Here is a 14,705-nt window from a genome sequence, read left to right as displayed (position 1 = left end):
TGCAGCACCGCCCCCGGACCGGCGGCCGCGAGCACGAGGTCCCGCAGCGCCACCGCCGCCAGGTGCACCGCCTTGCCGGCGACCACCGTGCCGGCCGATCCGAACGCACCCGTGTCGTACTTCGCCCCGTCGGTGTCGGAGGAGCGGATCCGCACGCGGTCGGGCGGGATGGCCAGCAGCTCGGCGACGATCTGCCCGTGCACGGTCGTGGTGCCGTTCCCGAACTCGGCGGTCCCGACCTCGAGGGTCGCGCCGCCGTCGGGGTCGAGCTGCACGCGCACCTCGCTGAAGTGGCCGCGCGGCGGCATCGTGGCGATCATCCCGAGCGCCATCCCGGTGCCGATCCGCCAGTCCGGACCCTCGGGCGCCGGCTCGCCCGGCTCGGCGAGTGTCGTCTCAGCGAGCTCGAGCGCCTCCGGCAGCCCGTACCCGCCGTACTGCAGGTCCGTCTCCTCGTCGGCCTCGGTGACCACGATCGGGTCGCCCGGCGCGATCGCGTTGCGGCGGCGCAGCTCGAACCCGCTGATCCCGATGCGCCTCGCCAGCTCGTCCATCGCCGACTCGACGCCGAACATCACCTGGCCCAGGCCGTAGCCGCGGAATGCGCCGGACGGCGGGTTGTTCGTGTAGACGGCCTCGGCGTTCACGCGACGGTTCGGGGTCCGGTAGACGGCGAGCGACTCGTGGCTGCCGTGGAACATGACCCCTGGGCCGTGGTTGCCGTAGGCGCCCGTGTCGGACAGCACGTCGACGTCCATCGCCGTGAGCACGCCGTCGCTCGTCGCGCCGAGCGTCACCTGCACGCGCTTCGGGTGCCGGAGGGGGGCGATCGTGAACTCGTCCTCGCGCGTGAACTCGTACTGCGCGGGCCGGCCGGTGCGCAGCACCGCCATGGCGACGAGGTCCTCGGTCAGCAGCTCCTGCTTGCCGCCGAAGCCGCCGCCGACGCGGGCGGTGAACACGCGGACGTGCTCCGGCTCGAGCGCGAAGATGCGGCAGATCTCGGCGTGCACCAGGTACGGCACCTGCGAGCTCGTCCGCAGCACCAGCCGCCCGTCGGGGTCGAGCCAGCCCCGGGTCGCGTGCGTCTCGAGCGCCGCGTGCGACACCCGCGCCGTCTGCCACGTGCCGGACACCACGACCTCGGCGCCCGCCAGCGCGGCGTCGACGTCGCCGAGCTCGCCGTGCTTCTGCGCGACGACGTTGCGGCGCGGCTCGCTGATGCGGCTCGCGTCCGGGTCCTTCTCGCCGTGCACCAGCGGTGCGCCGGGCCGCCGCGCCGCGTCGGGGTCGAACACCGCGGGCAGGACGTCGTAGTCGACCTCGATCGCTCGGCATGCCGCCTCCGCGATCCCGATCGTCTCCGCGACGACGACGGCGACGCGCTGCCCGGCGAACCGGATCACCGCATCGAGCACGAGCGTGTCGTCCGGGTCCTCGAGCCGGTTCTGGTGCCGCCCGGTGGAGTACAGGACGTCCGGCGCGTCGAGGTGGGTGAACACGGTCAGCACGCCGTCCAGCGCGAGGGCGGCGGAGGCGTCGATCGAACGGATGCGCGCGGAGGCATGCGGGCTCTTCAGTACCGCGATGTGTGTCAGCGCCGTCGTCGCGAGGTCGAGCGTGTAGGGCTCGCGGCCGGTGACGATGCGCTCGGCCGCGGGAGCACGCACGGCGCGGCCGATCCCGCCGGCGAGGCCCCGCGCCTCCGTGGTGCCCACGCCAGCGATGGCGTCGCGGATGCTGCGGTAGCCGGTGCACCGGCAGAGGTTCCCCTTGAACAGCCGCGGGAGGTCCGCCTCGTCCGCCGCGCGCACCGTCTCGGTGGACGCGGTGACGACCATGCCCGCGGTGCAGAACCCGCACTGGAAGCCCGCGGCGTCGACGAAGTGCTGCTGCACCGGTGAGAGGCGGTCCGGCGTGCCCAGACCCGCGACGGTCGTGACCGCCCGGCCGGCGACGCGGTGCGCGGGGATGATGCAGGAGTGCACGGGATCGCCGTCGATCAGGACCCCGCAGGCCCCGCAGTCGCCCGCGTCGCAGCCCTTCTTGACGTCGATGTGGCCCGTCTCCCGCAGCAGCGTGCGGAGGCACTGGCCGGGGAAGGGCTCGGCGTCGATCGGCGCGCCGTTGACCTCGAACCTCACTGCGTCCGCTCCGATCGTGTCGACGCCGAGCGTGCCAGCTCCTGCCGGATCTCCTCGGCGAGGAGGCCGGAGACGCCCTGCCGCCAGTCCGCGGCGCCGTGCGCGTCGGTGAACCAGGTCGGCACGGCGGCGACGGCCGCAGCGAGCTCCTCCGCCTCCGGCAGGCCCGGGAACCGGATCACCTCGGGTCGGGACGTGCCGCCCGTGATGCAGAGGACGACTGCGCCGTCGAGGTCGCTTCGGGCGGCGAGCACGGTGCCCGCGCGGCCGAGCGGGGAGAGCGCGATCCGGCGGAACGCGGTCGTCGCCGCCATCGCCGCTGCGGGGAACTCGATCGAGCGCACGACCTCGCCCGGCTGGATCGTCGTCACGCGCTGGTCCACGACGAAGTCCGCGACGAGCTGACGGCGCTCGCTACCGTCCGGCGTCCAGATCACCAGCTCCGCGTCGAGGGCGCCGCCGAGGCCGATCAGCGCGCCGGCGGCGAGCGCCGTCGCGATGTTGCCGCCGACGGTGGCGGTGTTCCAGACCTTGAACGACTGCAGGAGGGACTCGGCGCACTCCCGGAAGAGCGGCAGCGCCCACCAGCCGTCCGTCGCGGGGATCCGCGTCAGCTCCGCCATCGTGCAGGTGGCGGCGACGGAGAGCCCGCCGTCGGTCCGCCGCTCCCACGGTGTCCAGCCCAGCGTCATCAGGTCGACGAGGCCCGTGAGGTGGTTCTGGGGCTCGGAGAACAACCAGGTCCCCCCGCCGAGCGGGATCACGGTCTCGGACAGCGCCGCGAGATCCGCGCGCGATGCGGGCAGCCGCACCTCGGCGATCGTCGGCAGGTCCATCCCCCCATCCCACCCCACCCGGATTGCGCTGGTGTTACGCGCGAGAGATTCTCCGTTTTGTAGGAACCCCCTTCCTACAAAACGGAGAATGCTCACATGCCCACCTCCCGCGCGCTCGTCGCCGCAGCGGCGTCCGCCTACCTCGCGAACGTCGCGCTGGGCACGGCCGTGCAGACGCGGCTCGTCGACACGAGCCGGCACCGGTGGATGCACCATGCGCTCTACATCGTCGCGTCGACGCTGACCGTCGCCGCGATCGCCGGCTCGTTCGTCCGGCGCTCGCCCAGGGGCTGGCTGCTCGCGCCCGCGCTCGTGCCCCTCGCGCTGCTGCCGCGGATCGGCCACGACGCGCACGCGGTGACGGGGCTCGCCGCAGCGCCCTGGTACGCCGGCGCGCTGCTCGTCGGCGGGAGGAAGCACTGATGCAGCTCCTCGAGGCGATCCGCCGCCGGCACACGACGAACGGCGCGTTCCTGCCCGACCCGGTGTCGGAGGAGCATCAGCGCACCCTGATGGAGGTCGCGGGTCGCGCCCCGAGCCAGCTGAACAGCCAGCCGTGGCGGTTCGTGCTCATCGAGTCCCGCGCGACCATCGACGCGATCGCGGAGATCTCCGGGTCGAGCATGACGACGGCGATGAGCAACGGCACCTTCTTCGAGCGGTACAAGCCGTACTTCCGGTTCTCGAAGGCCGAGATGGCCCGGCACCGCAGCGGGATGCTGTTCGACCGGCTGCCGGCGCCCCTCCGCCCGTTCACGTCCCAGGCGTTCACGCCGCGCGGGCAGCGGCTGATCAACTCGCTCCGCGTGCCGCAGACCCTCGGGAGCGAGAACCGGAAGCTCGTCGCCGGCTCGCCGCTGCTGATCGGCGTGATGCTGGACCGGGCCGAGTACCGGCCGGGCGAGCTCTCCTCCTTCTACTCGCTGTTCAGCATGGGCGCCGCGATGGAGAACCTCTGGCTGACGACCGTCGAGCTCGGGATGGGCATCCAGTTCGTGTCCTTCCCCATGGAGGTGCCGGGGGAGTGGGACCGCATCGTGTCCCTGCTCGGCGTGCCCGACCAGCTCGAGCTGATGGCCGTCTACCGCCTCGGCTACCTGCCGGAGGAGCGCCGGCGTCCCGCGATCGACTGGACGAGCGCGGAGCGCAAGCTCCCGTCGCAGTACGTGTTCCGCGAGCGCGCCGACACGCCGCAGGCCGGCTGGGACGATCCGAGCGCGATCTGATGCGCATCACGACCTTGAACCTGCGCGGGTTCTTCGACTGGGATGCGCGCTCGCCGCAGATCGTCGAGTACCTCCGCGGCGTCGCTCCCGACGTGATCCTGTTCCAGGAGGTCGTGTTCCTCCCCGACGTCTCGCCGTTCTCGCCGGTCGAGCTGCTGAACCGCGACCTCGCGCTGCCGTTCCGGCACGAGGCCATCACGCGGCTGCAGCGCGGCCGCGCCCACCCCGTGTACCGCGAGGGCCTCGCCGTGCTGTCGCGGCTGCCGCTCGCGGCGACCCAGACCCTCGCGCTGCAGCACGAGACCGGAGACCCGCATCAGCGCATCGTGCAGCTCGTCGATGTGACCGCCGAGGACGGGACGTGGCCGCTCGCGAACGTGCACCTGTCCGTCCGCGACGACTTCGCGCTGCACAACCTGGGCGAGCTGCTGACGATCCTCCGGGAGAAGGAGGAGCAGCGGATCCTGGGCGGCGACTTCAACGTCGACCACCTGGAGCAGCACGCCGCGCTGTGGCAGGACGCGGTGCTGACCTCGACCGTCGCGCAGTACCGGTCGCACCCGTCGTCGGACGAGAACGACGACTACTTCCTCGTGCCCACCGCGTTCCGGATCGACCGCGTGCTCGTCTCGGGCGACGATCTCTCCGACCACGAGGCGATCACGGTGGACCTCTCACGCGTCGCTCCGGATCCGGTCGCTCAGGCGGGGTAGGCCCCGGGCGGGCGTCCCGGAGTCGTCCAGCGGGTTCGACGTACCGTCGAGACATGACGACGACGGCATCCGTCCCGACGATCACCCTCAACAACGGCGTGGAGATCCCCCAGCTCGGCTTCGGGGTGTTCCAGATCCCGCCCGAGGAGACGAGGGCCGCCACGCTGACCGCGCTCGAGGTCGGCTACCGCCACATCGACACCGCCGAGATGTACGGGAACGAGGAGGGTGTCGGCCAGGCCGTCCGCGAGTCCGGCATCGACCGCGGTGAGATCTTCGTGACGAGCAAGCTCAACAACGGCTTCCACGCCCGCGAGGACGCGCTCGCCGCGTTCGAGCAGACGCTCGGCGCGCTCGACATCGACTACGTCGACCTCTTCCTCATCCACTGGCCGCTGCCGGCAGTCGGCGACTTCGTCGAGACGTGGAAGGCGCTGGAGGAGGCGTACGCGGGCGGGAAGGTGCGTGCGATCGGCGTCTCCAACTTCCAGCAGCACCACCTGAACCGGCTGCTCGCGGAGTCCACGGTGATCCCCGCGGTCAACCAGATCGAGGTCCACCCCTACCTGACGCAGGACGCGCTGCGGGCGTTCGACAGCGAGCACGGGATCGCCACGGAGGCATGGTCGCCGATCGCGCAGGGCAAGGTCCTCGGCGACCCGGTGATCGAGCGGATCTCCCGTCGCGTCGAGCAGACGCCGGCTCAGGTGGTGCTCCGCTGGCATGTCCAGCGCGGCGATATCGTCTTCCCGAAGTCGGTCACGAAGGAGCGGGTGGAGGAGAACTTCGCCCTGTTCGACTTCGAGCTGAACGATGCCGACATGAGCGACATCTCGGCGCTCGACAAGGGCGAGCGCACCGGTCCGGACCCCGACCACTTCAACTTCATCCCGGCCTGATCCGGAGATGCCCCGCGACCCCGCTGACGCCGTCGATCCGTTCGGGCTGGACGGTCGGGTCTTCGACATGGTGTCCTCCACCGCGAGTCGGGTGGACCCGGATGCACCGACGCGATTCCGGTATCACGAGGCGTCGGGCGTGATCTGGGGCGACTACACCGGCGACACGGTGTCGGAGGGCCGCTTCGTCGGCACCCGCGACAGGGATCGGATCACGGTGTCGTTCGTGCACGCGCTCGTCGGCGACGGTGCCCTGGTCGCCGGCGCCGCGTCGTCTCGGATCGAGGTCGGCCCGTCCGGACTGCGCCTCGTCGAGGAGTTCCACGTCGACGGGAAGCCGCAGGTGAGCGTCTGCGCCGAGGTGCTTTCGCCACCTGCACGCTGACCGTCGACGGTGTCCGCCACGCCGCACAATCAGCCCGCATCCTCCTCCCCTACGGCGTGTTCACCGGCGCGTCGCACGTGAACGGGAGGTCCCGGCCACGCGGTGGTCAGGATGCCGGCGTTTCCTCTCCACTGCCGCCCAGACACCGCGGCAGGGGAGAGGGAACCATGATCGCCACGCAGGACATCGACGCCCTGATCGGCGCGGACGCCGTGGACCAGGACAACGACAAGATCGGCACGATCGGCCAGGTCTACGTCGACTCGGACAGCGACCGCCCCGTCTGGGTGAGCGTCAAGTCCGGTCTGTTCGGGACCTCCGAGACCCTGGTCCCGCTCGACGGTGCCGACTGGGACCGCGCCGCACTGCACGTGGCGTACTCGAAGAATCAGGTCAAGGACGCGCCGAGGATCGAGCCGGACGGCGAGCTGTCCCCGGCCGAGCAGCAGCGGCTGTACGAGTACTACGGCAGCACCGAGGGTCGGGCGTCGACGGCAGGGCTCACGGACACCGACGGCACGGTTGGGCATGACACGTCGGGTCCGAACACCGATGATGCGATCACGCGTTCGGAGGAGCGGTTGCGGGTGGGGACGCAGCAGGTCGAGTCCGGGCGGGTGCGTCTGCGGAAGCATGTCGTGACGGAGCAGCAGACCGTGACCGTTCCGGTGTCGCATGAGGAGGTCCGTCTCGAGCGGGAGCCCATCACGGACGCGAACCGGGGCGATGCGCTGAGCGGACCGGATCTGAGCGAGGAGGAGCACGAGGTCGTCCTGACCGAGGAGCGTCCCGTGGTGCAGAAGGAGACCGTCCCGGTGGAGCGGGTCAAGCTCGCCACCGAGACCGTCACCGAACAGCAGCAGGTCACCGAGACAGTCGCCCACGAAGAGATCGACACCGACACCGACACCGACATCGCGGGGACGGACCGCACCGTGCGCTGAGCGGCTCGACCAGCAGGGGCGCGGACCGACGGTCCGCGCCCCTGCTGGTCGTCCGGTACAGTGCTCTGCGAACCGAAGACCGCCGGTCGTCCCTGCTCGCAGGAACCGAAGGCCCGGGCCCAGCCCGGCGACCAGCGCAGGAACACAGAAGATCGCCGGGCCCTGCCCGTCGAAGCCCCGTGGCCTCCTGCGCCCGGGGCCTTTCTCATGGTCCCCCGAGTCGGGTCCTTCGGTCTGAAGAAGACGGAAGGAGACCCATGGCGACGAAGGACGCGACGGTCGCCGAGCTGACGGAGGGTTTCCGCAGCTCGAACGCCGCACTGCTGACCGAGTACCGCGGTCTCACGGTCGCGCAGCTGAAGACGCTGCGCTCACAGATCCGTGAGCACGCCACGTTCTCCGTGGTGAAGAACACGCTGACCAAGATCGCGGCGAACAACGCCGGCATCTCGTCGTTCGACGACGAGCTGGCCGGTCCGTCCGCGATCGCGTTCGTGCACGGCGACACCGTCGCCGTCGCGAAGGTGCTGCGTGACTTCAGCAAGGCGAACCCCCTCCTCGTGGTGAAGAGCGGCTACTTCGACGGAGCGCCGCTCTCCGCCGCCGAGGTCACACGCCTCGCCGACCTCGAGAGCCGAGAGGTCCTGCTCGCCAAGGCGGCAGGTGCCATGAAGGCCACGCTCACGAGGGCTGCGTACGTGGTCAACGCACCGCTGTCGAAGGCCGTTCGCACGGTCGACGCGCTTCGTGACAAGCAGGAGCAGGTCGCCGCGTAGGCGGACCGCTCATCACAACCCCCATAACCAGTAGGAGATAGACATGGCGAAGCTCACCACCGACGAGCTCATCGACGGCTTCAAGGAGCTCACGCTCATCGAGCTGTCCGAGTTCGTGAAGAAGTTCGAGGAGATCTTCGAGGTCACCGCTGCCGCGCCGGTCGCGGCCGCCACTGCGGGTGGCCCGGCCGCTCCGGTCGAGGAGGTCGAGGAGAAGGACTCCTTCGACGTCATCCTCGACGCGGTCGGCGACAAGAAGATCCAGGTCATCAAGGAGGTCCGTGCGCTGACCTCCCTCGGCCTCGGCGAGGCGAAGGCGCTGGTCGACGGCGCCCCGAAGCCCGTGCTCGAGGGCGCGAACAAGGAGACCGCCGAGAAGGCCAAGGCGCAGCTCGAGGCAGTCGGCGCCACGGTGACCCTCAAGTAGTCAGCACTCGCGTTTCGCGGATCAGGCCCGGTTCCCGACACCCCGTACGGCGGCGACGCCGGGACGGGGTGTCGCCGGAACGGGCCTGATCCGCGAAACCGGCCCCGGCTGGGGCCGCTCAGGTCGTGGTCGCGGACTTCGTGGGTCGCGACCAGTCGGGCAGCGGCGCTGCGCCTCGGCCGTCCACGAGTTCCTCCACGATGCCGCAGATGGCCTGCTCGGCATTCGTGCGATTCATCTGCACGGCGATCCGGGCGACGGCCAGGTGGATCCCGGTATCGGCACGGGCCTGCGCGATCGCATCGGCGATCATCGCGCTGGTCGGGTGCGCCTCGGAGACGTCCACTCCGACGCCGGACCAGCGGACGCGCGCCTTCGTCTCGAGCTGAGGCTCCGACGCGCCGCACACGATCACCGGGACGCCGTTCCGCAGCGCGTGCTGGACGTGCACGTAGTCGCCGGTGCTCACGCACAGCGTTCGACCCGGGATCAACCTCGACCAGGGGACGACGGGCTCGAAGTGCACGTTCGCCGGCAGCGGCCGGCCGTAGGCGCGCGTCGTGGCACCCCGCGATGCACCGGAGACGATCGTCACCGAATCGCCGTGCTGCAGGGCCTCGATCGTCGGGACGACGACCTGCTCGAGCGGGAGGCGCCCGTCGGCGCGCACGACGACGACGGGCGGCTCGGAGCGGGGATCCCACCACTCGGGAGGAGCGGTGACCACGGCCGGCGACAGGGGGCCGACCAGGCGCATGGTCGACGGCGGGTTCGCCCGGGGGTACTCGAAGCGCGGCACCGTCGCCTGGGCCCACACGTCCGCCGCCGCCGCGAGCTGCCAGAGCGTGCCGGTGAAGGCATACCCGGTGCGCGCGCGGACCAGTGCGCGGAACTCGTCGTCCAGTCCTCCGAGCATCGGACGTGCGACGAAGCGCGCGAGCAGGATGTTCCGTAGCCGCCCGGCCACACCGGGAAGGGGTGCGAACCCCGTGCCGTACGGCGCGACGTCGATGTCGGGGTCGGGCGGGGGCACCAGTCCGAGCGCGACGAGCGGCGGCCGTTCGCTGCGGGGGACGGTGGCGAGGATCCCGGCACCGAGGAACATCACGTCGGCCAGGACGATGTCGATCGGGGTCTCGGCGAGCACCCGCTGCACCGCCGACCACTGTCCGGGGATCGGACCCAGGAAGGTGGTGCGCATGTTGGGGCGGAGGCGACGCAGCCGCGCGAGCGGGGAGGCCGCGTTCTGGTCCATGGAGGGGAAGATCGGATCGGGGACGCCGACGAACCGCGCGCCGAGCGCCTCGATGCTCGCGGCTGCAGCCGGGTCGGTCAGCACGTGGACGACGTGCCCCCTGCGATGCAGCTCGAGGATGAGCGGCTCCAGGTTCGCCGCAGCGCCCGACCCGTGGAGCGCGGCGAGCAGCACCGAGGACATGACGACCATGATCGTCCGCGGTCCGGGCGGGCCCGATCAAGCGCGCGCGCGTCGCACGGATGAGCCGCTCCGCCGTACCGAACGGCCTCCCCGTGCAGCAGGACCCGGATCCTGACTGCGTAGTGTTCTTCGGTGCCGATCAGCAGCCCGGACCGGACCGACCCCGACCTGACCGATCCGGACTGGTGGCGTTCCGCCGTCGTCTACCAGGTGTACCCGCGCAGCTTCGCGGACGGGAACGGCGACGGCATCGGCGATCTCGCCGGTCTGATCGACCGGGTGCCGTACCTCGCCCGGCTCGGTATCGATGCGGTCTGGCTCAGCCCCTTCTACCCCTCCGCCCTCGCGGACGGCGGCTACGACGTCGACGACTACCGCGACGTCGATCCGCGGCTCGGCGACCTGGCGCAGTTCGACGAGCTCGTCGCCGCGCTGCACGCCACGGGCATCCGCATCGTCGTCGACATCGTGCCCAACCACTCCGGCTCGGGGCACCGCTGGTTCCAGGAGGCGCTCGCCGCCGCGCCCGGATCGCCGGAGCGTGCCCGCTACATCTTCCGCGACGGCCTCGGCGAGGCCGGGGAGCTGCCTCCTTCGGACTGGGTCAGCCACTTCGGCGGCTCCGCGTGGACGCGGGTGCCGGACCCGTCGAGTGGCTCAGGACGGCGCGCCCAGTGGTACCTGCACCTGTTCGCTCCCGAGCAGCCGGACTTCGACTGGAGCACGCAGGAGGTGCGGGAGGAGTTCCTGGGCATCCTGCGATTCTGGGCGGACCGAGGGGTCGACGGCTTCCGCGTCGATGTCGCGCACGCGCTCGCCAAGGACCTGACCGAACCGCTGCCGAGCTACCCGCGGATCCACCGCGACGACCTGAAGGACGACGGCTCGGACGTGCTGTTCGACCGCGACGAGGTGCACGAGATCTTCCGCGGCTGGCGGTCCGTACTGAACGAGTACGACCCGCCCAGGAGCGCGGTCGCCGAAGCGTGGGCGGCGCCATCGCGTCTCCCGCTGTACGCACGGCCGGACGAGCTGGGTCAGACGTTCGAGTTCGACCTCGTCACGGAGCCCTGGGACGCCGCCCGCTTCCGCCGAAGCATCGAGAACGCGCTCGCGCGGGCGGAGGCGGCAGGCGCCTCGTCCACGTGGGTGCTGTCGAATCACGACCTCGTGCGGCACGCGACCCGATTCGGGCTCCCGAGCGATGTCGACCTGAACGCCTGGCTCATGACTCACGGCACCCTGCCGGTGGAGGATCGCGCCGCCGGGCTCGCTCGCGCCCGAGCGGCCGTGCTCCTCCTGCTCGCGCTGCCGGGAAGCGCCTACCTCTACCAGGGCGAGGAGCTCGGGCTGCCCGAGGTCGCGGACATCCCCTTCGACGCGCTCGCGGACCCCATCTGGAAGCGCACCGGTCGCACGGAGAAGGGTCGGGACGGTGCTCGCGTTCCCCTGCCGTGGACCGCCGAGGGCACCTCCTTCGGGTTCGGCGCAGGAGGATCCCACCTCCCGCAGCCGGCATGCTTCGCCGACTACGCCGTCGCCGTCGAGGACGTGGACCCGGACTCGACGCTGAACCTGTACCGCAGCGCCCTCGCCGCCCGCGCCGAGCTGCGCGTCGGGGATGGCGTCTCGTTCGGGGCCGAGCGAGACGGCGTCATCGAGGTGCTCCGCGAGGGCGGGTGGCGCTCGGTCACGACCTTCGGCACGACCATGCGGCTGCCGGAGGGCGAGATCCTGGTCGCCAGCGCTCCGGTGGGCGACGACCGCGTCCTACCGGCCGACGCCACCGCCTGGCTCCGCGACCCCGCCTGGCTCCGCGACCCGCTCGCACTGGTGCGGTGATTTCCGACTGGTGCGGGTGCGATCCGGGCCGCACCAGTCGGAGATGACCGCAGAACCCCGGCCGTCAGGCGCCGGTCGGCCTCGGGTCGCCGACCGTGTCGCCAGCGGCGGCGGTGTCGGCGGTTCCGTCCGAGTCGCCCTCGAGCCCCTCGATCACGCCGTTCGTCTGATCGAAGACGTGCGAGATCGCGGAGTCGTCGACCGGAGGGGTCGCATCCTGGGCGGCTCCCGGGATCGGCTCCTGCGTCGCCGGCGCGGCGGCGTCGACCGCGGGCCCCGAGCCGGAGGAGCCGGTCGACTGCACCGGAACGGCGGCGGGGGAGCCGGCTGCGCGGACCGCTCCGGAGGCCGCGCTCGTCGAGGACGCGGTGTCGGCCTGGGTGCCGGGGCCGGACGAGGCGCCGGCGGCGACGACCGCGTCCCTGTCGGGCTCGGATCCCTCCAGGTCCCTGCCGGTCGCGGTGGTGTCGTTCTGGAAGAGGTCGGCGGTGCCGCTGGGGTTGCTCATGCCCGGACGGTAGGGCGCAGGTCTGCGAGTGGCCCGACCTCCGGCTGACCGCGCTCCGAGAGGTTCCGGACCGCGCTGCGCAGGAGGGTCGGCGGTGGACCGTAGCCTTCAGCGGTGAGCATGCAGGCGATGCGCGGGTCGAGGCAGGACGCCTCTCGGGCGCGTGCCGAGAACGCGAAAGCCCCGCGCATCCCCGATTTCGGGCGGCGGATCCGCGAGCTGTTCGAGCCCTACCGCGGTCGGCTGGCGCTCACGATCGGGCTGGTCCTCATCACGGCGGGGCTGACCGTCGCGCCGCCGCTGCTCACGCAGCAGGCGTTCGACCAGGGGCTCTTCCCCGGCGGCGGGCCGAACCTGCCGCGCCTCACCGAGATCGTCGGCGGGATGGTCCTGATCTGGGTGGTCTCGCAGCTGCTCGGCGTGTGGCAGACCTACCTCACCGCCACGATCGGCAACGGCGTCACCGCCTCGCTGCGGGAGCGGCTGTTCTCGCGGCTGGAGGAGATGGAGCTCGGCTTCTTCACCCGCACCAGGACCGGCGTCATCCAGTCCCGGCTGGCGAACGACGTCGGCGGTGTGGCGAACGTGCTCTCGTCCACGGTCTCGTCCGTCGTCGGCAACACCGTCACCGTGATCGCCGCGTTCGTGGCGATGTTCCTGCTCAGCTGGCAGCTCGCCCTGATCGCCATCGTGCTGCTGCCGCTGCTGGCGCTCGTGCAGCGCAGCGTGGGGCAGCGCCGCGCGAAGATCGCCACCGCGACGCAGGAGTCGCTGTCCGAGCTGTCCGCGATCACGCAGGAGGCGCTCTCGGTCTCCGGCATCCTGCTCGCGAAGGCGTTCACGAGGCAGCGGCAGGAGACCGAGCGGTACACCGCGGAGAGCAACCGGCAGCTGAAGCTGCAGATCCGGCAGGAGATGACCGGGCAGGGCTTCTTCGCGACCATCCAGATCTTCCTGCTGATCGTCCCCGCGCTCGTGTACCTCGCCGCCGGTCTCCTGCTCGCCAACGGTTCGGTCATCACGGCAGGCACGATCGTCGCCTTCACGACGGTGCAGGCGCGGCTGACCTGGCCGCTGATGGGCCTGCTTCGGGTCGCGCTCGACCTGCAGACCTCCTCCGCGCTGTTCGCCCGGATCTTCGAGTACCTCGACCTGCGCCCGGCGATCACCGACGCGCCGGACGCCGTTCCGGTGCCGACCGATGCGCGTCTCGGGGGTGTCGAGTTCGACCACGTCGGGTTCGCCTACCCGGGCGGTTCCGGGCAGGACGCGGTGCAGATCCTGCGCGACGTCAGCTTCACCGTCGCCCCGGGCGCCTCCGTCGCGCTCGTCGGGCCGTCTGGCGCGGGGAAGACGACGGTCGGCTACCTGGTACCGCGGCTCTACGACGCCACGAGCGGAGTCGTGCGGGTCGCGGGGGTCGACGTCAAGCAGCTGCGGCAGGAGTCGCTGCTGTCGACGATCGGCATCGTCAGCCAGGAGACCTACCTCTTCCACGCGACCATCGGTGAGAACCTCCGGTACGCCAAACCGGACGCCACGGACGACGAGATCGTCGCGGCGGCCGCCGGAGCGAACCTGCACGACACGATCGAGCGGTTCCCCGACGGGTACGACACCGTTGTCGGCGAGCGCGGCTACCGGCTGTCCGGCGGCGAGAAGCAGCGGATCGCGATCGCCCGGGTGCTGCTGAAGAACCCGCCGGTCGTGATCCTGGACGAGGCGACGAGCGCGCTGGACTCGATGTCCGAGCGCGTGGTGCAGGAGGCCCTCGACGCGGCTTCCGTGGGCCGCACCACCATCGCGATCGCGCACCGGCTGTCGACGATCGTCGACTCGGACGAGATCCTCGTGATCGACGCCGGCCGCGTCGTCGAGCGCGGCACGCATCTCGAGCTGCTCCGCCTCGGCGGCCTGTACACCCGCCTCGCATCCGAGCAGCAGGCGGAGGAATCCGAGTCCCAGCCGGCCTAGGTATCCCGGTTCCGGGGTGCGTTGTGAACGTGTTCTGGCCGTCCACAGTCGGCACAACTCCGAGATCGAACGCTCAGAACACCTGCACAACGGAACTGCGCCCGTTCGCTCGAATGGTGCAGCGACCCATCGGGTCGCCATAGGAGGGGCATAGGCCCCGCGCTCACCCTGATCCGCATGCCCGATCCGCAGTCCGCGCCCGACGTCGAGATCGTCGTCCCCGTCTTCAACGAGGCGCACGTGCTCCAGGAGAGCGTGTGGCGCCTCCACCGCTACCTGTCCGAGCACCTGACCGTGACGTGGCAGGTGACCATCGTCGACAACGCGAGCACCGACGCGACCTTCGCGGTCGCGAGGGGCCTCGAGCAGACGCTCCCCGGCGTCGCCGCGCTGCACCTCGACCGGAAGGGGCGCGGGCACGCGCTGAAGACGGCGTGGAGCGCGTCCCCGGCCCGCGTCGTCGCCTACCTCGACGTCGACCTCTCCACGGACCTCGACGGGCTGTCGCCGCTGATCGCGCCGCTGCTGTCCGGTCACTCCGACGTCGCGATCGGCACCCGGCTCAGCCGCGGCAGCCGCGTGATCCGCGGTAC

Annotated in this window: 15 protein-coding genes; 11 read left to right on the top strand and 4 right to left on the bottom strand. The window is 71.2% G+C overall.

What is annotated here, in order from left to right; all coding sequences use genetic code 11:
* A partial coding sequence (locus ACFE67_RS09500) for a molybdopterin-dependent oxidoreductase (protein ID WP_375406633.1) occupies nucleotides 1–2,144 on the bottom strand: 2,144 nt, incomplete at its 3' end.
* Nucleotides 2,141–2,980 carry an FAD binding domain-containing protein gene (locus tag ACFE67_RS09495; protein WP_375406632.1) on the bottom strand — a complete coding sequence of 280 codons (840 nt, stop codon included), beginning with the start codon at nucleotides 2,978–2,980 and terminating at the stop codon, nucleotides 2,141–2,143. The genes ACFE67_RS09495 and ACFE67_RS09500, both read right to left, overlap by 4 nt.
* Nucleotides 2,981–3,076: 96 nt before the next feature.
* Between ACFE67_RS09495 and ACFE67_RS09490 the strand changes: the two genes are divergently transcribed.
* The 8 genes from ACFE67_RS09490 to rplL all read left to right on the top strand — a co-directional run bounded on the left by ACFE67_RS09490 (nucleotide 3,077) and on the right by rplL (nucleotide 8,350).
* A complete protein-coding gene (locus ACFE67_RS09490) occupies nucleotides 3,077–3,403 on the top strand; it encodes a hypothetical protein (RefSeq protein ID WP_375406631.1) in 327 nt (108 codons plus the stop codon).
* The gene (locus tag ACFE67_RS09485; protein ID WP_375406630.1) at nucleotides 3,403–4,206 is read left to right on the top strand and encodes a nitroreductase family protein; all 804 of its coding nucleotides are present in this window, start codon (nucleotides 3,403–3,405) and stop codon (nucleotides 4,204–4,206) included. The genes ACFE67_RS09490 and ACFE67_RS09485 overlap by 1 nt, the downstream gene beginning before the upstream one ends.
* Complete coding sequence (locus ACFE67_RS09480; RefSeq protein WP_375406629.1) at nucleotides 4,206–4,919, top strand: endonuclease/exonuclease/phosphatase family protein; 714 nt, start codon at nucleotides 4,206–4,208, stop codon at nucleotides 4,917–4,919. The genes ACFE67_RS09485 and ACFE67_RS09480 overlap by 1 nt, the downstream gene beginning before the upstream one ends.
* A gap of 53 nt (nucleotides 4,920–4,972) precedes the next feature.
* Nucleotides 4,973–5,818, top strand: a complete 846-nt coding sequence (locus ACFE67_RS09475) for an aldo/keto reductase (RefSeq protein ID WP_375406628.1) — start codon at nucleotides 4,973–4,975, stop codon at nucleotides 5,816–5,818.
* 7 nt (nucleotides 5,819–5,825) lie between these two features.
* Complete coding sequence (locus ACFE67_RS09470; RefSeq protein ID WP_375406627.1) at nucleotides 5,826–6,203, top strand: hypothetical protein; 378 nt, start codon at nucleotides 5,826–5,828, stop codon at nucleotides 6,201–6,203.
* Nucleotides 6,204–6,370: 167 nt separating this feature from the next.
* The gene (locus ACFE67_RS09465) at nucleotides 6,371–7,147 is read left to right on the top strand and encodes a DUF2382 domain-containing protein (protein ID WP_375406626.1); all 777 of its coding nucleotides are present in this window, start codon (nucleotides 6,371–6,373) and stop codon (nucleotides 7,145–7,147) included.
* Nucleotides 7,148–7,404: 257 nt separating this feature from the next.
* Complete coding sequence (gene rplJ / locus ACFE67_RS09460; RefSeq protein WP_375406625.1) at nucleotides 7,405–7,923, top strand: 50S ribosomal protein L10; 519 nt, start codon at nucleotides 7,405–7,407, stop codon at nucleotides 7,921–7,923.
* 43 nt (nucleotides 7,924–7,966) lie between these two features.
* A complete protein-coding gene (rplL, locus tag ACFE67_RS09455) occupies nucleotides 7,967–8,350 on the top strand; it encodes a 50S ribosomal protein L7/L12 (RefSeq protein WP_375406624.1) in 384 nt (127 codons plus the stop codon).
* A gap of 118 nt (nucleotides 8,351–8,468) precedes the next feature.
* On the opposite strand, the gene ACFE67_RS09450 is transcribed toward rplL, so the two are convergent.
* Nucleotides 8,469–9,788, bottom strand: a complete 1,320-nt coding sequence (locus tag ACFE67_RS09450) for a glycosyltransferase (protein WP_375406623.1) — start codon at nucleotides 9,786–9,788, stop codon at nucleotides 8,469–8,471.
* Between the two features lie 132 nt (nucleotides 9,789–9,920).
* Between ACFE67_RS09450 and ACFE67_RS09445 the strand changes: the two genes are divergently transcribed.
* A complete protein-coding gene (locus ACFE67_RS09445; RefSeq protein ID WP_375406622.1) occupies nucleotides 9,921–11,630 on the top strand; it encodes a glycoside hydrolase family 13 protein in 1,710 nt (569 codons plus the stop codon).
* 64 nt (nucleotides 11,631–11,694) lie between these two features.
* On the opposite strand, the gene ACFE67_RS09440 is transcribed toward ACFE67_RS09445, so the two are convergent.
* Nucleotides 11,695–12,138, bottom strand: coding sequence for a hypothetical protein (locus ACFE67_RS09440; protein WP_375406621.1), 444 nt, complete (start codon nucleotides 12,136–12,138; stop codon nucleotides 11,695–11,697).
* Nucleotides 12,139–12,258: 120 nt separating this feature from the next.
* Here ACFE67_RS09440 and ACFE67_RS09435 point away from each other — a divergent pair, with 120 nt between their 5' ends.
* Together ACFE67_RS09435 and ACFE67_RS09430 are read left to right on the top strand one after the other, a co-directional pair.
* Entirely contained in the window at nucleotides 12,259–14,112 is a 1,854-nt protein-coding gene (locus ACFE67_RS09435) for an ABC transporter ATP-binding protein (protein WP_375406634.1), read from the top strand.
* Nucleotides 14,113–14,289: 177 nt separating this feature from the next.
* The coding region (locus ACFE67_RS09430) for a glycosyltransferase family 2 protein (RefSeq protein ID WP_375406620.1) at nucleotides 14,290–14,705 on the top strand (416 nt) is incomplete at its 3' end.

Origin of the sequence: uncultured Amnibacterium sp. (assembly GCF_964244015.1) — a bacterium.
Taxonomy (GTDB): Bacteria; Actinomycetota; Actinomycetes; order Actinomycetales; family Microbacteriaceae; genus Amnibacterium.
The sequence above is the reverse complement of the archived record's forward strand: the minus strand, read 5'-3'. Positions and strand labels throughout refer to the sequence as shown.